Here is a 15,448-nt window from a genome sequence, read left to right on the forward strand (position 1 = left end):
GCTCTCTATCGGATTTCAAGCGCGCCACAATTTCGGCGCGTAACAATTCTCAGATAGTGAGAAAGCTACGGATAGTGGAAAGTGAGTAACCTTCCACATAGGGCACTTCACGTCCGAATACGTGAAGTGCCCATCACCGTACTTAAGGGTTATCCACGATAACCGATTGAAGGAGATACATGCTGGGGCAATATGTGCAGGCGCTGCCGGGAATGCTCGGCCCGTGTCTACTGGTGATGTGCATGAGCGTGCTCCTCACCGTGGGCGAGGGGCGTGACAAGCCCGTCAGCGCGCATTGGCGTCTGGCCGGCCTGCTGGTCGGTCTGACGGGCGCGATCATATTCGCCGCGCTGCGTGCGACCGCCGTGGTCGACCGCCGTTCCACGGTGAACCTGCCGACACTGATCGGCTGCGTCATCCTCGACGTGCTGATGATCGCCGTCGTGCTTTCCGCCCGCAAGCTCACCCGTGATTGGCACCGCCACGCGTTCGCCCTGCACGCGGCCAACGCCGTGGCGGGCTTGGGCATCGCGTTCACCACGTTCTACATCACGCCGGACGTGATCCTGCAGCTGACCAACTTCGTGGAACCGGACGAATCACCCTTCACCTCCGAGATGCTGCTGCGCGCGCTCGGCTTCGCGCTCGGCATCGGCACCGCCGTCGTCACGGCGGCGATCTTCCGCACCATGCGGTCCACCGCCGTGCGCTGGTCCTTCACCCTCGCGGCCCTGCTGGTGGTGGTGCTGAACCTCATCCACCATCTGACCGAGCTGTTCGCCCTGATGATGAACATGCTCATCCTCGTGCTGCACGGCCCCGCCTTCCGCACGCTGATCCTGTTCCACAACCACACCACGCAGCTGACCATCGCGCAGGCGCTGGTATTCCTCATCCCCGCCGTGGCCTCCGTGGTGGCGGGCTTCCGCATGTCGAAAACGGGCGCGAACGAGGCCATCGTCCGCTCGCATATCGCGTTCAAACGCCGTGCCAAGGCGGCGGCCGCATGGAGTCTGGTCGCGATGGTCGCCGTCACCGTCTCGCTCACCTGGGGCATATACGAGAACAACAAAGAACCCGAGCTTTCCGAACCGGAACCCTATTCGCTCGAGGGCGGCGTGGCCACCATCACCTTCGACCAGGTGAGCGACGGCCATCTGCACCGCTTCGAATACACCGCCGAAGACGGCACCGTGATGCGCTTCATCATCATCAAGAAGAACGGCGGCGCGTACGGCATCGGTCTCGACGCATGCGAAACCTGCGGCGACGCGGGCTACTACGAGCAGGACGGCAAAATCATCTGCAAGCGCTGCGACGTGGCCATCAACCTCGCGACCATCGGATTCAAGGGCGGCTGCAACCCGGTGCCCTTCGACTATACGGTGGGCGACGGCGAAATCACCATCCAAACCGCCGATCTTGACGCCTTGTCGGCGCATTTCCAGTAAGGAGGCGTGATGTTCTTCCTGAGCATGGTATTCCGCTCCTTCAGTAGGCAGCTGCGCCGTCGCCTGCTCATCGCCGTGACCGTATGCCTGTCGGCCACCGTCTCCGTGGCGATGCTCGGCGTGGTGTTCGACGTGGGCGACAAACTCAACGCCGAACTGTCCACCTACGGCTCGAACATCACCGTGCAACCCAAATCCGACGCGGTGATCTCCGACCTGTACTCCACCGAATCCGGCCAAAGCGAGGCCGACCCGACCTCCTTCCTCAACGAGTCGGACGCGGTGAAGATCAAAACCATCTTCTGGGCGTTCAACATCACCAACTTCGCGCCGCAGCTCAACATCCACGCCACAATCGGCGAGACCAGCGTGCCCGTCGTCGGCACATGGTTCAACAAAAGCCTGCAATTGGAAACCGGCGAAACCACCGTGGCGGGCGTCGAAGGCATGCGCTCGTGGTGGACCGTCGAAGGCGAATGGCCCGAAGACGACACCGCGCAGGCCATGATGGGCAAGGAGCTCGCCGAACAGCTGGGCGTGGGCGTGGGCGACGCGATCACCCTGACCAAGCAGACCGCCTCCGGGGACACCCGCACGCAGGAGCTTGAGATCGTCGGCGTCTACGATTCCGGCGACGAGGAGAACGGTTCGCTGTACATGGCCTCCTCGGTGGCGCAGGTTCTCGCCGATTTGCCCGACAAGGTCGATAAGATCGAGGTCAAGGCCCTGACCACGCCCGAGAACGACTTGGCCCGCCGCGCCGCGAAGAATCCGGCCGCGCTCAGCCAGGAGGATTGGGAGACGTGGTATTGCACCGCCTACGCCTCGTCCATCGCCTACCAGATCGAAGAGGTGATTCCGGGCGCCGTGGCCAAGCAGGTGCGCCAGGTCGCATCCCTGCAGGGCGACGTGCTCACCAAAACGCGTGCGGTGATGATCGTGATGACCGCGCTGAGCCTGCTCGCCGCCGCCATCGCCGTGGCGAACCTTATGGCCGCCTCGATCGGCGAACGTTCGGCCGAGCTGGCGCTGCTTAAGGCCATCGGCGCGACCGACGGCGCGGTGATCCGCCTGATGCTGATGGAGACCGCCGTGATCTCGCTGGCCGGCGCATTGGTCGGCGCGGGATTGGGCTCGGCCGTCGCGCAGCTGATCGGACAGGTGGTGTTCGGCTCGGGCATCACCATGCGGCCGATGGTGTTCGTGCTCGTGTTCGTGCTGCTCACGTTGACGATTCTGCTCGCGTCGGTTTCGTCGATGCGGGCGATATTGAGGGTACGACCGGCGGAGGTTCTTCATGGACGCTGAGTTTCGCTCGTTAATCTCGACCGCAGCTGCGGTCTCGGTCACGGACAGTCCACTGGACTGTTCGTCGGCGGAAACCCTTCATGGACGGTGAGTTTGGTATGCGAGTCTCGACTGATTTTTCCAATCGCAGGATGTTTTTCACGATGCTGTTCGGCGCGGTGTTCCGCCGTCGTTCGCGCGCGTTGATGGCGGTGGTCGCCTCGCTGGTGGGTGCCGCCACCCTGTTCTGTCTGGCCGCGATCTGCCTGACCGTGCCGCAGCAGATGAATGAGGAGATGCGCTCGTATGGCGCGAATCTCATCGTCACCTCGCAATCCGGGTTGGACGATGAGACCGTGCGGTCCATCGAAGACGAAGTGAACGATGTGGCCGAAGCGCGCGCCGCCACCTACCGTTATGAGACGGTGCGCATCAACTCCGCCCCCTACGTGCTCGCCGGCATCGATGTGAGCGAGGTGCAGGCGTTGAACCGTCACTGGAGCGTGGACGGCTCGTGGCCCAGCGAAGGCAATGTGCTGGTCGGCACCGACGTGGCCGAGGCGATGGGATTGGAGGTCGGCTCCACCATCACCATCGGCTACCGCGACACCGACAATTCCGACAATTCCGACGGTGCAACGGACGGCGACGCGGATTCCGACGCCGACGCCGACTCCGACTCGGTCTCCGGCCAGATGCGCGACGGCCGCGTCTCCACCGACATCCTTGAAACCGACGGTGTGGACTACCGCGTCGCCGGCATCCTCGACACCGGCGGCAGCGAGGACGAGATCGTCTACGCCGTCGCCTCGGATGTCGCCGCGCTCGCCGGCGAACGCGGTCCGGATGTGATCGAATTCTCATCCAGCGCCGGCGACGAACAACTGAGCGCGCTGGTCTCCACGCTCAACAGCGACACCGCGCTCGGCGTCTCCGCGCAGCAGGTCACCAAAATGACCGCCTCCAACCAGCGCATCATCGCCATGCTGCAAACCCTGTTCTGGATCGTCTCGCTGGTGGTGCTGGTGCTCACCCTCGTCGGCGTCTCCACCACCATGTCGTCCATCGTGTCGCAGCGGCGCAACGAGATCGGTCTGCGCAAGGCGCTCGGCGCCTCGTCGGCGTCGGTGGCGGTGGAGTTCTTCGTGGAATCCGCGCTGTACGGTTTGATCGGCGGTCTGGTCGGTATGGGATTGGGGTACGCGCTCGCCCGCGTGCTGTGCGAGAACGTCTTCGAACGCACGCTGGCGTTCAACGGCCTGCTTGGTCTGGCTTCGGTGCTGTTGAGCATGGTGCTCGCCGTCGTCGCCTCCGTCTCCCCGGTGCGTCGCGCCACCCGCATCGACCCCGCCGTCGTCCTAAGAGAGGAATAACCATGCGTCCTGATTGTTGTCGTATCGATGTCGTCATCCTGAGCGGAGGCGGAGCCGGAGTCGAAGGATCTCGATTGCGGGATTCCTCGACTCCGCTCGGAATGGCGGGTGGAACGCTCGCAATGGCGAGAGATTTCATGAATGGAGCTCATCATGCTGCTTGAACTGGATCATATTTCGAAGATCTACGGCGACCTGCACGCGGTCGACGACCTGACGCTCACCGTGCCCGCCGGCCAGTGGCTCGCCATCGTCGGCTCGTCGGGCTCCGGCAAAACCACGCTGATGAACATGATCGGATGCATGGACACCCCGTCCAAAGGCTCCGTAAGCCTCGAAGGCCGCAGGCTGGAGGATCTCAACGCCTCGCAGCTGGCCGACGTGCGCAAGAACATGATCGGTCTGGTGTTCCAGAAGTTCTATCTCGTGCCGCATCTGACGGCCGTGGAGAACGTGATGGTCGCGCAGTACTACCATTCCGTCGTCGACCAGCGGCAGGCGCTGGAGGCGTTGGACCGCGTGGGCTTGAAGGATCGCGCGCACCATCTGCCCGGCCAGCTTTCCGGCGGCGAACAGCAGCGCGTGTGCATCGCCCGCGCGCTGATCAACTGCCCCAAGCTCATCCTCGCCGACGAGCCCACCGGCAACCTCGACGAGAAGAACGAGCGGATCGTGCTCGATCTGTTCCGCCAGCTGCACGAGCAGGGCACCACGATCATCGTGGTGACGCATGACGCGCTGGTCGCCAGCTGCGCCGACCGTGAGATCATGCTCAACCACGGCGTGCTTGTGGGCGAGCAGTGGAACAACGAGACCGCGCGTGAGGCCTATGAGGCGGCCGGCGGCAAACCCGCCTTCACCGGTTCGACCGCCGAAGGCGCGCAGCGCGACGGCGACGCCCCGGTCGCCTTCGCGAATCCCACCAAGGCGGCGAAGACGGGCGATCTGGAATAAGGTGGAAGCTATGAACGACGAGAAGGAACTGAATCCGAAATCCACTGTGCGCGCGGCGACCCTCGCCGCCGCCTCGCTGGTGGTGGCCGGCGCGCTGCTGGCCGGCTGCGGCGAGCCGACGGCCACGCCGATGGACGACGAGTACGCGGGCAATTCCGGAGAGACCGCCGAATCCCAGGCGCAGGAGTCGAACGGTTCGTCGGACTCGGACGCAGATTCGAGCGACGCGGACGGCGCCGACTCCTCGTCCGACGCGGAGAAGCAGGACACCGGCGTCTACGCCGACGGCACGTATTCGGTCAACGGCCAGTACGGCCCGATCGGCGAGGACACCATCGACGTGCACGTCACCATCACGGACGGCACCATCGACAATGTGGAGATCGTCGGACACCCGTTCACCACGATCTCCCAGAACCATCAGGACGCCTTCGCCGAGGCCATCAACGGCGTGGTGGACGGCAAGCCGCTCAAAGACCTCGAGGTCGACACGGTGGCCGGCGCCAGCTGGACCACCGACGCCTTCAACGAGGCGCTGAAGGTCGTGCGTCAGGAGGCGTCGGTCAGCCAGTAGCGGCGGATTCCGGCGGAATCCCGGACCGCGGGTGCGTCCGCGAGGGCCCCGGTGCGCTCGTGAAAGTTACGGTGTACTCGCGAAGGCCCGGGTGCATTCGCGAAGGTCCCGGCACGCCCGTGAAGGCCGGCGGCCCGTCGGTCTACGCTGCGATGCTGGGCCAGACGAGCGCGCTGATATTGGCGCCCCAGGCGTCGTCGACCTTGCCGTGCAGGGTTTCGCAGGCGATCATCGACCCCACGATCGTGCCGAACAGGAAATCCACATCGATGCCGTGCCGCAGCGCGCCCTCCTGCTCGCCCTGGCGCACATACTCGCGCAACCGCGCCTTGGCCGGCATCACCACCTGGTCGAGTATGCCTTGGAAGAACTCGCCGTCGCTGGAAAGCACGATGCCGACGGCCTTGATGCCGATGCCGGAATCGAAGCGGCGCACCACCTGGCTCATCATCCGCGCGAAATCCGCCTGCGTCGCCTTGAACTCGCCCGGATCCTGCAAGCCGTCGAGCTGCCAGGATCGCACCTGGCCGAGCAGATCGTCGGCGTTGCGGTAACGGCGGTAGATGGTGGTTTTCGCCACGCCGCTCACGCGCGCCACCTCCTCGATGGTCACGCCGCCGACGCCTTTCGACGTGGCGATCTGCAGCGTGGCCTGCGCGATCTTACGGTCGGTGGCCTCGCGCGTGCGTTCGCAACGCGGCGAAGGCGTGCGCGAGGGGGCGGGGTCGGGCGTGGGCGTTGCGGGTGCCGTGGACGCTGCGGGTGCCGTGGGCGTGGCCGCAGCACCCGTCTCGGAATGTCTTGTTGTCATCTTCTCTCTCACATATGATTCATGGAGCCGGGCGGCCGCGTCCCGCCGTCGAGACGCGCGCAGCCGGCGCTATCCGATGAGCTTGGTGCGTTCCAGCTGCTCGGAGATCCAACGGTTCAGTCCGGTGAGCGGCTTGCGCAGCACCAGTCCAAGCAGCAGGAACGGCAACGAGAACGCCAGCAGAATGCCGATCTCAATCCAGAAGTCGTTCTGGTAGATGCCCGCGATCGCCGCGCGCATGGCGCGAATGGCGTGCGTGATGGGCAGGAACGGGCTGATCGCCTGCATGAAGTCGGGCAGCACCTGGATGGGGTAGGAGCCGGCCGAGCCGGACACCTGGAACACCAACAGCAGCATGCCGATCGCCTTGCCGATATTGCCGAAGCTCACCACCAGCGTGTACATGATGAACGCGAACAGCAGTCCGCCCACCCAGCCGGAGAGCATGAACAGCAGCGGATGCACGGCCTGCACGCGCAGGAACAGCAGGCTGCCCGCGCAGCTGACCGTGCTTTGCAGCAGCGAGATGGCGGCGAACACGCCGAAACGTCCCAAAAACATCTGGTTCGAGCTCGGGTCGCCCAATTCCTCGCGGCGGCGGCGTGAGACGGTGGTTTTGACGGAGAGCAGAATGAGGATTGAGGCCGTCCACAGCGGAATGAAGGTGTAGTACGGCGTCATGGAGGAGCCGAAATTCTCCACCGGATACACGGCCTTGCGCGTGAGCGTGACCGGCGCGGCCAGCGAGGCGGCCAGGGTCTCCGTGTCGTCGCCGAGCACTTCGCGTATCTGGCTTGTGTCGCCGCTGGCCAACGCCTGAGACAGGTCGGTGTTGAAATCCGCCAGCTTGCCGCCGGCCTCGCGCAGCTGGGAGGTGGTGGAGTCGAGGATCTCGCGAACGCTGGCCAGTTGGTCCGAGGCGGATGCGGCGGTGCCGTCGAGCTGGTCCAGGGTTTGCGTGAGCTGGGCGGCGTCCTCGCCGAGCAGGGACGATGCGCTGGAGACCGTGTCTGCCAGTTGGCTGATCTGCGGGGCGATGCTGTTGGTGAAGTCCTGTTTCGCCGTGCCGATGGAGTCGGTGGCTTGGGTGATGAGCTGTTGGATCTGCTCGCGTTGGGCGGCCGTGTCCGAGGCGCTGGATTCGACTTGGGTGGCCGCGCTGGCCAAGGTCGCACTCAATGAGTTGAGCTGCTCGATGGCGCGTTCGATCGACTGTGCGACGGTGGAATCCCCGTATCCCGCGTTCTGCAGCGCGGTGAGGATGGACCGGTAGGCCTGGGCCTGCGCGGCGATTGCGTCGGATTGCGTCCGCAACGCCTGGGCGGCGCTGGCGGCGTTGGCGGCCGCGTCGTCGAACAGCGTGTCGACGCTGTCGGAGACGGAGTCCAGACTGTCGGCGCTGGTCTCAAGCGAGGATTGCACGGTGCTGACGCTGCCGCTCAGCGCGTCTCCCACGCTGGTGATGCCCTGCTTGGCGTCAGCCAGCTGTCCGCGCGTGTCGGTGGCGGCCTGGGCGGTCTGCTCGAGCAGTGTGGACGAGCTGGACAGCAGGTCGTCCGCGGAATCGACCAGCGTGCCGATGGTGTCGAGGGTGTCGGCCGCGCCGGTCAGCTGGGTGGAGAAGTCGGCGATATTGGTGGTGAAGCGCGTGAGCATGGTCTGCGCTTCGGGGTCGTCGAGCTGGTCGGCGAGCGCCGAGATGATGTCCAGCGCGGTGCTGGTCATGGTCTGCGCGAAGATCGTGTTGATTTCGTTGGCCACTTCGTCGGCGCCCTGGCCGGTGATGTTCGCCGACAGCGCGCTTTTCTTCTCGTTGCGCAGATAGGTGAGCTGCGCGTGGTCGGCGTCGTCGGAGAAGAAGGTCATCATGTCGGCGCTGAAGGTCTCCGGAATGATGATGGCCGCGTAGTATTCGCCGGATTTGGTGCCTTCGATGGCCTCGCTTTCGGTGGTGAAGGTCCAGTCGAGCTGGCTGTTGGCGCGCAGGGCGTTGACCACTTGGTCGCCCACGGAGATCTTGACGGGGATGAGGTCGGATTGGTATCCCTCGTCGGTGTTGGCCACGGCGAATTTCATGTTCTTCACATTGTCGAACGGATCCCAGCTGGCCGCGATGTTGAACCAGGCGAACAGGCTGGGAATGGCCACCAGGCCGATCACGATGATGATGGAGACGACGTTGCTGGTGATGCGCCTGACGTCGCCGACGAAAAGCTTCCACATGGCCTTCATGCGTCGCTCCTTTCAGTACCTTCGTTGGTTCGTGTCTGTCTATCCTCGTCATCCTGAGCGGAGGCGGAGCCGGAGTCGAAGGATCCCTCCTGCGGGGATTCCTCGACTCCGCCCTCCGGGCTCCGCTCGGAATGACGGGTGGTGGGGTCGTGTTGCGCGCCTCGCATGGAGCGCGCGGCGGCCGCGCGTCGGCTGGTCCGTGTGTTGCGCCGCCGTTGCGCGAGGGTGGCGCGGATCTCGTCGTCGCTTAGGTTTCCGAGGGCCATCTGCCGTCGCAGGCTGTCGTGCATGAATTCCACGATCATGAGGAACAGGATGACGATCAGCACCCAGATCGCCCACGTGCCCAGTACCACCAGTTTCGCGCCCGTGGTCAGGGAGAAGGTGATGGCCAGTATGCCGGGGACCACGAATCCCACGATCAGCGCGCCGTGCTTGAGCCGGGGGTACAGGGTGGTGAACCGGGCCGCCCGCGCCTCGATGGCCGCGCGGTACTCGTCATGGTCGGCCAAGGCCTGCACGATCTGCGAGATGCGGTACTCGTGGCCTTTGAGCAGCGTCGGTTCGCCGTTGAGTATGTCGCTTTCGGCGATCTCGCGCGCGAACAGCCGGTTGAGATTCGCCAGCATCGGACGGACGTACAATCCCACGGCGAACGAGAGCGCCGCGAACAGCAGCAGCTTCGCCATGCTGACCGCCCATGTGGTGCCGTAGAAGCCGGCGATGGTCTCGCGGAACGCGTCGATCGCATAGGTGAAGGGGAAGAAGGGGTGCAGGTTGCGGAAGAAGTCGGGCATCATCTCGATGGGATACATGCCGCCCGCGCCGGGGATCTGCACGATGATCATCACCATGATCAGCGCTTTGCCCACATGCTGGAATGTTGCGGCGAGCATGTAGGCGACGGAGATGTACACCAGCGAGGCGATGACGCCGGTGAGGACGAAGGCCGCGGCGTTCACCGTCTGCACGCCGATGATCAGGTCGCCCACGGTGGCGATCACCCCCTGCGCGGCGGCGACGATCGCCAGCAGCGCCCACCGGCCCATATACGCCTGCGTGACGGTCAGCCCTTCGATGCCTTCGTCGTCGCTTTCCAGCCGGATCAGCGCCACCAGCATGAACGCGCCGGCCCACAGCGCCAGATTGGTGAACAGCGGCGCCATGCCGGAGCCGTAGGAGTTCACCGGATAGACGGTTTGGGTGTCGAGCACGGTGGGGGAGAGCATGAAGTCCGCGACGGCGTTGACGTCCAGGTCGCCGTCGCCTCCGAACAGTTCGGAAAGCAGGCTGGTGGTGGTCAGCGCGCTGATGTCGGTGATGGTGGTGTTCAGCCGCGTTTCGAGTCCCGCCAACGAGGTGTCGGTGCGGTCCAGCGCCGTGCGCGCGTTGGTCACGGCCTGGTTCACCTGGTCGAGGATGAGGTCGGCCTGGTCGAGCAGGGTGGATTGGCTGGCGATCTGGCCGCCGAGTGTGCCGGCCGCGCCGCCGAGCGTGGTCAGACCGGTGGTGAGCTGGGGCAGCGCGCCGTCCATGAGATTGCGCCGCGCGGTTTGCGCGTTGGACAGGGTGCTTTGCGCGGACGAGTTGAGATTGTCGGCCAGTTTGCCGGTGTCGCTTGCGGTGGTTCCGAGCGACGTGTTCAACGCGGAGAGGGAGTCGATGGCCTCGCTGGTGCGTGCGTTCGCCTCGCGCAGCTGGTCGGCGATGTCGGAATACTCGGGGAACGTCGTCTCCAGATCGTCGATGGTCTGTTCGAGCCGGTCGTTGACGTCCTGCAGGGTGGCCAGCGCGCCGCCCACATGCCCGTTGGCGGTGGTGATGTTGCCGGCGAGCGTGGAGACGGTGCCGGTGGCTTGGGTGGTGGCTTGCGAGAGCAGGCTGTTGCTTTGGTCGAGCGCCGACGAGGATGTGGAGACGAATCCGTTCAGTGAGGTTTGCGTGGAGGCGATGAGGCCGGAGACGGTGGTCAGGCTTTGGCTGGCGTCGCTGCCGAGTTGGCGCGCGGATTGCAGCGCCTGCTTGGCGCTTTGGATGTCGTCCGGGGTGGTGTTGGTCTGTTCGTTGAACGCGGCGATGGATTCGCGGGCCTTGCTGAGATTGTCCACCACCGTGCGCAGCGCGGATACCGTGTTCGAGCTGGCTTCGCTGGTTGAGGCGGAGACCTGGTCGTCGGCGTCGTTCAGCGCCTGGGTGACGACCTCGCTGACGGTGGAGACGAACGCGGAATTCACCTGCTGGTCCACGGTGTTGGCCGCGGAATCGGTGACTTTGGGGGCGATGGGGCTGGTTTTCTCGTTGACGTAGTATTCGAGCTCCGGGCGCTCGCCGTCGCCGCTGAACAGCGAGGCCAGACGCTCGCTGAAATCCTTGGGGATGATGATGGCGGCGTAGCTGTCGCCGGAGCGCACGTCGTCCATGGCCTGTTCGGCGTCGGTGAAACGCCAGCCGATGTCGTGGTTCTCTTTCAGCTGGTCGACGATCTGGTCGCCGAGATTGATGTCGCCGAGCAGATCGCCGTCGCTTCCGCGGTCGTTGTTGGCCACCGAGATCTGCAGGCTGGCGGTGTTGCCGTACGGATCCCAGAAGCCGATGATGTTGACCCACGCGTAGAACGAGGGCAGTACGGATAGGCCGAGGATGATCACCCACGCGGTGGGCACCTTGAGCAGACGCAGGATATCGCGTTTGAGTATGGCGAGGATATTGCCCACGGATTCCCCTTGATCGACGTGTTCGCTACGATGTGCGTAGCGATACGTTTGCCGTAGCGCTACGCCCCATGTAGCGTACACCACCCCGCCGCCATTGGCCGCGCTGAGGCCGTAAGTTATGATGGGCTCGGGGCGTCGAGGCTCCGCCAGGAGGTGATGGAAGCGGTGATACAGGTCGCCATCGTCGAAGACGAAACGGAATACGCGCGCACGCTTGAGGACTACCTCACACGCTACGGCGAGGAGATCGGCGAACGCTTCGCCGTCACCCGCTTCCCCGACGGCGAGGACATCGTCGCGAACTACCGCACCGCCTACGACATCATCCTTATGGACATCGAAATGGCCTCGATGGACGGCATGACCGCCGCCGAACGCATCCGCGAGATCGACCGCGAGGTCGTCATCATGTTCATCACCAACATGGCCCAATACGCGATCCAAGGCTATAAAGTGGACGCGCTCGACTACGTGCTCAAACCCATCTCCTACTTCGCGTTCACCCAACGGCTCGGCCGCGCGATCTCCCGCATGCGCCGCCGCGAGGAGACCTACGTGACCATCACAGCCAAAAACAGCACCAGCCGCGTGCCCGTCTCCTCGATTCTGTGGATCGAAAGCAGCGGCCACCGCCTCGCCTACCACACCAAGGAGGGCGTGTTCGAATCCACCACCTCATCCATGAAGGAGGTGGAGGAACGACTGCGCGACGAAGGCTTCTTCCGCTGCAACAAAGGCTATCTCGTCAACCTCGCCCACGTGCGCGGCGTCGAAGACGGCTGTGCGAAGGTCGGCGGCGACCTGGTGATGGTCAGCCGCGCCAAACAGCGCGAACTGCTCGACGCGCTCGCCAACTATCTGGGCGCGGTCGCCAAATGAACAGCGTCGGCGTCATCCCCGATATTCCGAAGATCTACACGGCGCTCGCCGAATGGCTGTCGTGCATGGTGATCATCGGCCTATGCGTGCGCAAGCCGCCCCGCCCGCGGGACGTGGCGGTGGCCGTGGCCTCGCTTGCGGCGCTGGTTCTGGTGCAGATCGGCATCGGTGTCGTGCCGTTGGCCCTGTGGCTGCCGGGCATGGCGCTCGCGTTGGGCGTCATGCTGCTGACGATATGGGTGTGCTGCCGCTTCACGGCCGTCACCGCCGTCTACTGGCTGATGCGCGCGTTCCTGCTCGCCGAATTCGCCGCGTCCATCGAATGGCAGCTGTACTTCCATATGGTGTCGCGGTACGGCTGGAGCCAGGCCGTTTGGGTGCAGGCGCTGATGCTGCTGGTGGTGTATGGCGCCGTGTTCGGTGCGGTGGTGCTGCTGGAGCGGCGGCCCGACCTCGCCGCGCCCGACGTCACCGGCCATGAGCTGCTCACGGCGGTGATCATCGCGGGCACCACATTCGCGTTGAGCAATCTGAGCTACGTCTCCACCGCCACCCCGTTCACCAGCACCATCGGCACCGAAGTGTTCAACATCCGCACGCTGGTCGGCTTCGGCGGCGTGGCCTTCATGTACGCCTTCCATATCCAATTGTGCGAGAACCACGCGCGCAAAGAGCTGGACTCGATCCGCAACCTGCTCGACATGCAATACGCGCAATACCAGCAGTCGAAGGAAAGCGTGGCCGTCATCAACCACAAATACCACGATCTCAAACACCAGATCGCGGTGTTGCGGCGCGAAAGCGACCCGGACCGGCGCGAGCGTTACCTCGACGACATCGAACAGGGCATCAAAACATACGAGGCGCAATACAAAACCGGCAATGCGGTGCTTGACACCATGCTCACCGCCAAAGGACTGGTGTGCGCGAAGGACGGCATCGAGCTGACCTGCGTGGCCGACGGCGCATTGCTCGCGCGCGTGAGCGAGATGGATGTCTGCACGATATTCGGCAACGCGCTCGACAACGCCATCGAATACGAGCGGCGCATCGCCGACCCCGCCAAGCGCCTGATCCACGTCTCGGTCTCCGAGGCGAACGGTTTCGCGCTCGTGCGCGTGGAGAACTACCTGATGGACGCGGACGCCGGCGTGGGGCGTGGTGCAGGCGGAGTCGCCGGTGCCACGCGTGCCCTGCCGTCGTCGGCGAACGACGATCTGCCCGCCACCACCAAACGAGACAAGCGCTACCACGGTTTCGGCCTCAAAAGCGTGCGCCACACCGTCGCCCAGTACGGCGGCACCCTCACCGTCGGCCCCAAAGACCACTGGTTCGAACTCACCGTCCTCCTACCCCTGCGATAGCCGTCGGTCGTTTTCTGACGCGGGGATCCCTCGACTCCGCTCGGGATGACGAGTGAGGTCCGCCATGTCGGGTGGGTTTTCGGCTGTCCCGGGCGGAGTCCCTCTCGTCATTCCGGGTGGTCCTCTCGTCATTCCGAGCGGAGTCGAGGAATCTCCCCACTTCGTTCGTGCAATAAACTTTCCGTTCGTGCAACGGGCGTCCATGCCGCGCCCGGCTTTGCGAATATGGTTCCAACATCAATGTGGAGTTTTCGACGACGAAGGAACCTAACGTGAGCAGCCAAGCGTTCAACCCCTATCTGCCGGCCGGCGAGTACATCCCCGACGCCGAACCGTACGTGTTCGGCGACCGGGTCTACATCTACGGCTCGCACGACCGCTTCGGCGCTCCGATGTTCTGCGTGAACGACTACGTCACCTGGTCCGCCCCGGTAGGCGACCTGAGCGACTGGCGCTACGAGGGCGTGATCTACCGCAAAAACCAGGATCCGAAGAACCGTCTCGGCCTGCGACTGCTGTTCGCGCCCGACGTGACCGTCGGTCCGGACGGCCGCTACTACCTGTACTACGCCTTCGATTTCATGGGATTGATGGGCGTGGCCGTGGCCGACCATCCGGCAGGTCCGTTCGAATTCCACGGCCACGTGCATTACCCCGACGGCACCCTGTGGGGCCGGCGCAAGGGTGACTCCTTCCCCTTCGACCCCGGCGTGCTGGTGGACGACGACAACCGCGTCTACCTGTACTCCGGCTTCTACACGCCCGTGCCGGCCATCGCGACCGGCGGCCGCGAACTCGGCTTTGACGGCGGGTACGTGCTCGAACTCGAAGCCGACATGGTCACCATCAAAACGCCGGAGAAGCTGCTGTTCCCCAAGTCGGGGCCGGGATCCTTCGCCGGGCATGAGTTCTTCGAAGCCAGCTCGATGCGCAAATACGACGACCGCTACTACTTCGTGTACTCGTCCCGACTCAACCACGAACTGTGCTATGCGGTCTCCGATCGGCCGACCGAAGGCTTCGAGTTCGGCGGCACGCTGGTCAGCATCGGCGACGTGGGGCTTGAAGGCCATACGGACGAGAAGACCGCCTCGAACTATACGGGCAACACCCACGGCGGCATGCTGCGCATCGGCGACGACTTCTACACCTTCTACCATCGTCAGACCAACCGCAGCTCCTACGCGCGCCAGGCCTGCGCGGAGAAGCTGGAGGCCACGCGCGACGAGCGGGGCGTCTGGCGGTTCGCCCAGGCCGAAGTCACCAGCTGCGGTCTCAACGGCGGACCATTGCGCGGCAAGGGGATCTACGAGGCGTGCATCGCCTGCAACCTGTGGAGCGCGGACGGGGCGGGCCGATACGACGGGTCGAATCCGAAGAAGCGGCTGGCCGCACATCCCTACTTCACGCAGGACAGGCGCGACGTGAACCCGGCCGCGGCGGGAGCGACACCGGTCGCGAAGCAATACATCGCCAATATGCGCGACGGCGCGGTCGCCGGATTCAAATACTTCGACGGACTCGACCAAGTCTCGTCGATCTCGGTCACCGTGCGTACCCATAAGGGAGACGGTGCTCGCGGGCCGGCGCAAGGCGTGATGCGCGTCAGCCTCGACCCGGACGGCGGGCGCGTCATCGCCGAAATCCCCGTGCGGGCGGGCGAATCCGCGGCGGGAGAGGCGTGGGGCGCGCATGGCGCTCCGGCCGATCCATCCGCCGTCGGCGACCGGCCGTCCGCCCTGTACTTCACATACCGGGGCGAGGGGTCCATGGATTTCCAGTCGTTCGAACTCAACTAAAGGAGGTGAA

At 64.5% G+C, this 15,448-nt stretch carries 11 protein-coding genes; 8 read left to right on the forward strand and 3 right to left on the reverse strand.

What is annotated here, in order from left to right; all coding sequences use genetic code 11:
• The first annotated feature begins 179 nt into the window (after positions 1 to 179).
• The 5 genes from BL8807_RS04870 (at position 180) to BL8807_RS04890 (ending at position 5,639) form a co-directional block, all read left to right on the forward strand.
• Positions 180 to 1,451 (forward strand): Fe-S-containing protein, encoded by a 1,272-nt coding sequence (locus BL8807_RS04870; RefSeq protein ID WP_072726919.1) that lies wholly within the window; start codon positions 180 to 182, stop codon positions 1,449 to 1,451.
• 9 nt (positions 1,452 to 1,460) lie between these two features.
• Positions 1,461 to 2,759 (forward strand): ABC transporter permease, encoded by a 1,299-nt coding sequence (locus BL8807_RS04875; RefSeq protein ID WP_072726920.1) that lies wholly within the window; start codon positions 1,461 to 1,463, stop codon positions 2,757 to 2,759.
• An 80-nt stretch (positions 2,760 to 2,839) separates the two neighbouring features.
• Positions 2,840 to 4,111 (forward strand): ABC transporter permease, encoded by a 1,272-nt coding sequence (locus tag BL8807_RS04880; protein ID WP_083570331.1) that lies wholly within the window; start codon positions 2,840 to 2,842, stop codon positions 4,109 to 4,111.
• A 153-nt stretch (positions 4,112 to 4,264) separates the two neighbouring features.
• Entirely contained in the window at positions 4,265 to 5,065 is an 801-nt protein-coding gene (locus BL8807_RS04885; RefSeq protein WP_072726936.1) for an ABC transporter ATP-binding protein, read from the forward strand.
• A 28-nt stretch (positions 5,066 to 5,093) separates the two neighbouring features.
• The gene (locus BL8807_RS04890; protein ID WP_193057507.1) at positions 5,094 to 5,639 is read left to right on the forward strand and encodes an FMN-binding protein; all 546 of its coding nucleotides are present in this window, start codon (positions 5,094 to 5,096) and stop codon (positions 5,637 to 5,639) included.
• 142 nt (positions 5,640 to 5,781) lie between these two features.
• Here BL8807_RS04890 and BL8807_RS04895 read toward each other — a convergent pair whose 3' ends face one another.
• The 3 genes from BL8807_RS04895 to BL8807_RS04905 all read right to left on the reverse strand — a co-directional run bounded on the left by BL8807_RS04895 (position 5,782) and on the right by BL8807_RS04905 (position 11,396).
• Positions 5,782 to 6,450 (reverse strand): TetR/AcrR family transcriptional regulator, encoded by a 669-nt coding sequence (locus BL8807_RS04895; protein WP_083570333.1) that lies wholly within the window; start codon positions 6,448 to 6,450, stop codon positions 5,782 to 5,784.
• A 69-nt stretch (positions 6,451 to 6,519) separates the two neighbouring features.
• Entirely contained in the window at positions 6,520 to 8,682 is a 2,163-nt protein-coding gene (locus tag BL8807_RS04900; protein WP_072726923.1) for a YhgE/Pip domain-containing protein, read from the reverse strand.
• On the reverse strand, positions 8,679 to 11,396 hold the full coding sequence (locus BL8807_RS04905) for a YhgE/Pip domain-containing protein (protein ID WP_072726924.1): 2,718 nt from the start codon (positions 11,394 to 11,396) through the stop codon (positions 8,679 to 8,681). Before BL8807_RS04905 ends, BL8807_RS04900 begins: the two co-directional genes overlap by 4 nt.
• 156 nt (positions 11,397 to 11,552) lie before the next feature.
• On the opposite strand from BL8807_RS04905, the gene BL8807_RS04910 reads away from it, so the two are divergent.
• The 3 genes from BL8807_RS04910 (at position 11,553) to BL8807_RS04920 (ending at position 15,438) form a co-directional block, all read left to right on the forward strand.
• On the forward strand, positions 11,553 to 12,275 hold the full coding sequence (locus BL8807_RS04910) for a LytR/AlgR family response regulator transcription factor (protein ID WP_072726925.1): 723 nt from the start codon (positions 11,553 to 11,555) through the stop codon (positions 12,273 to 12,275).
• The gene (locus BL8807_RS04915) at positions 12,272 to 13,639 is read left to right on the forward strand and encodes a GHKL domain-containing protein (protein WP_072726926.1); all 1,368 of its coding nucleotides are present in this window, start codon (positions 12,272 to 12,274) and stop codon (positions 13,637 to 13,639) included. The genes BL8807_RS04910 and BL8807_RS04915 overlap by 4 nt, the downstream gene beginning before the upstream one ends.
• Before the next feature lie 272 nt (positions 13,640 to 13,911).
• Positions 13,912 to 15,438: a family 43 glycosylhydrolase gene (locus BL8807_RS04920; RefSeq protein ID WP_072726927.1), complete on the forward strand. Its 1,527-nt coding sequence runs from the start codon at positions 13,912 to 13,914 to the stop codon at positions 15,436 to 15,438.
• Positions 15,439 to 15,448: the final 10 nt, after the last annotated feature.

The organism is Bifidobacterium lemurum (assembly GCF_014898175.1).
GTDB lineage: Bacteria > Actinomycetota > Actinomycetes > Actinomycetales > Bifidobacteriaceae > Bifidobacterium > Bifidobacterium lemurum.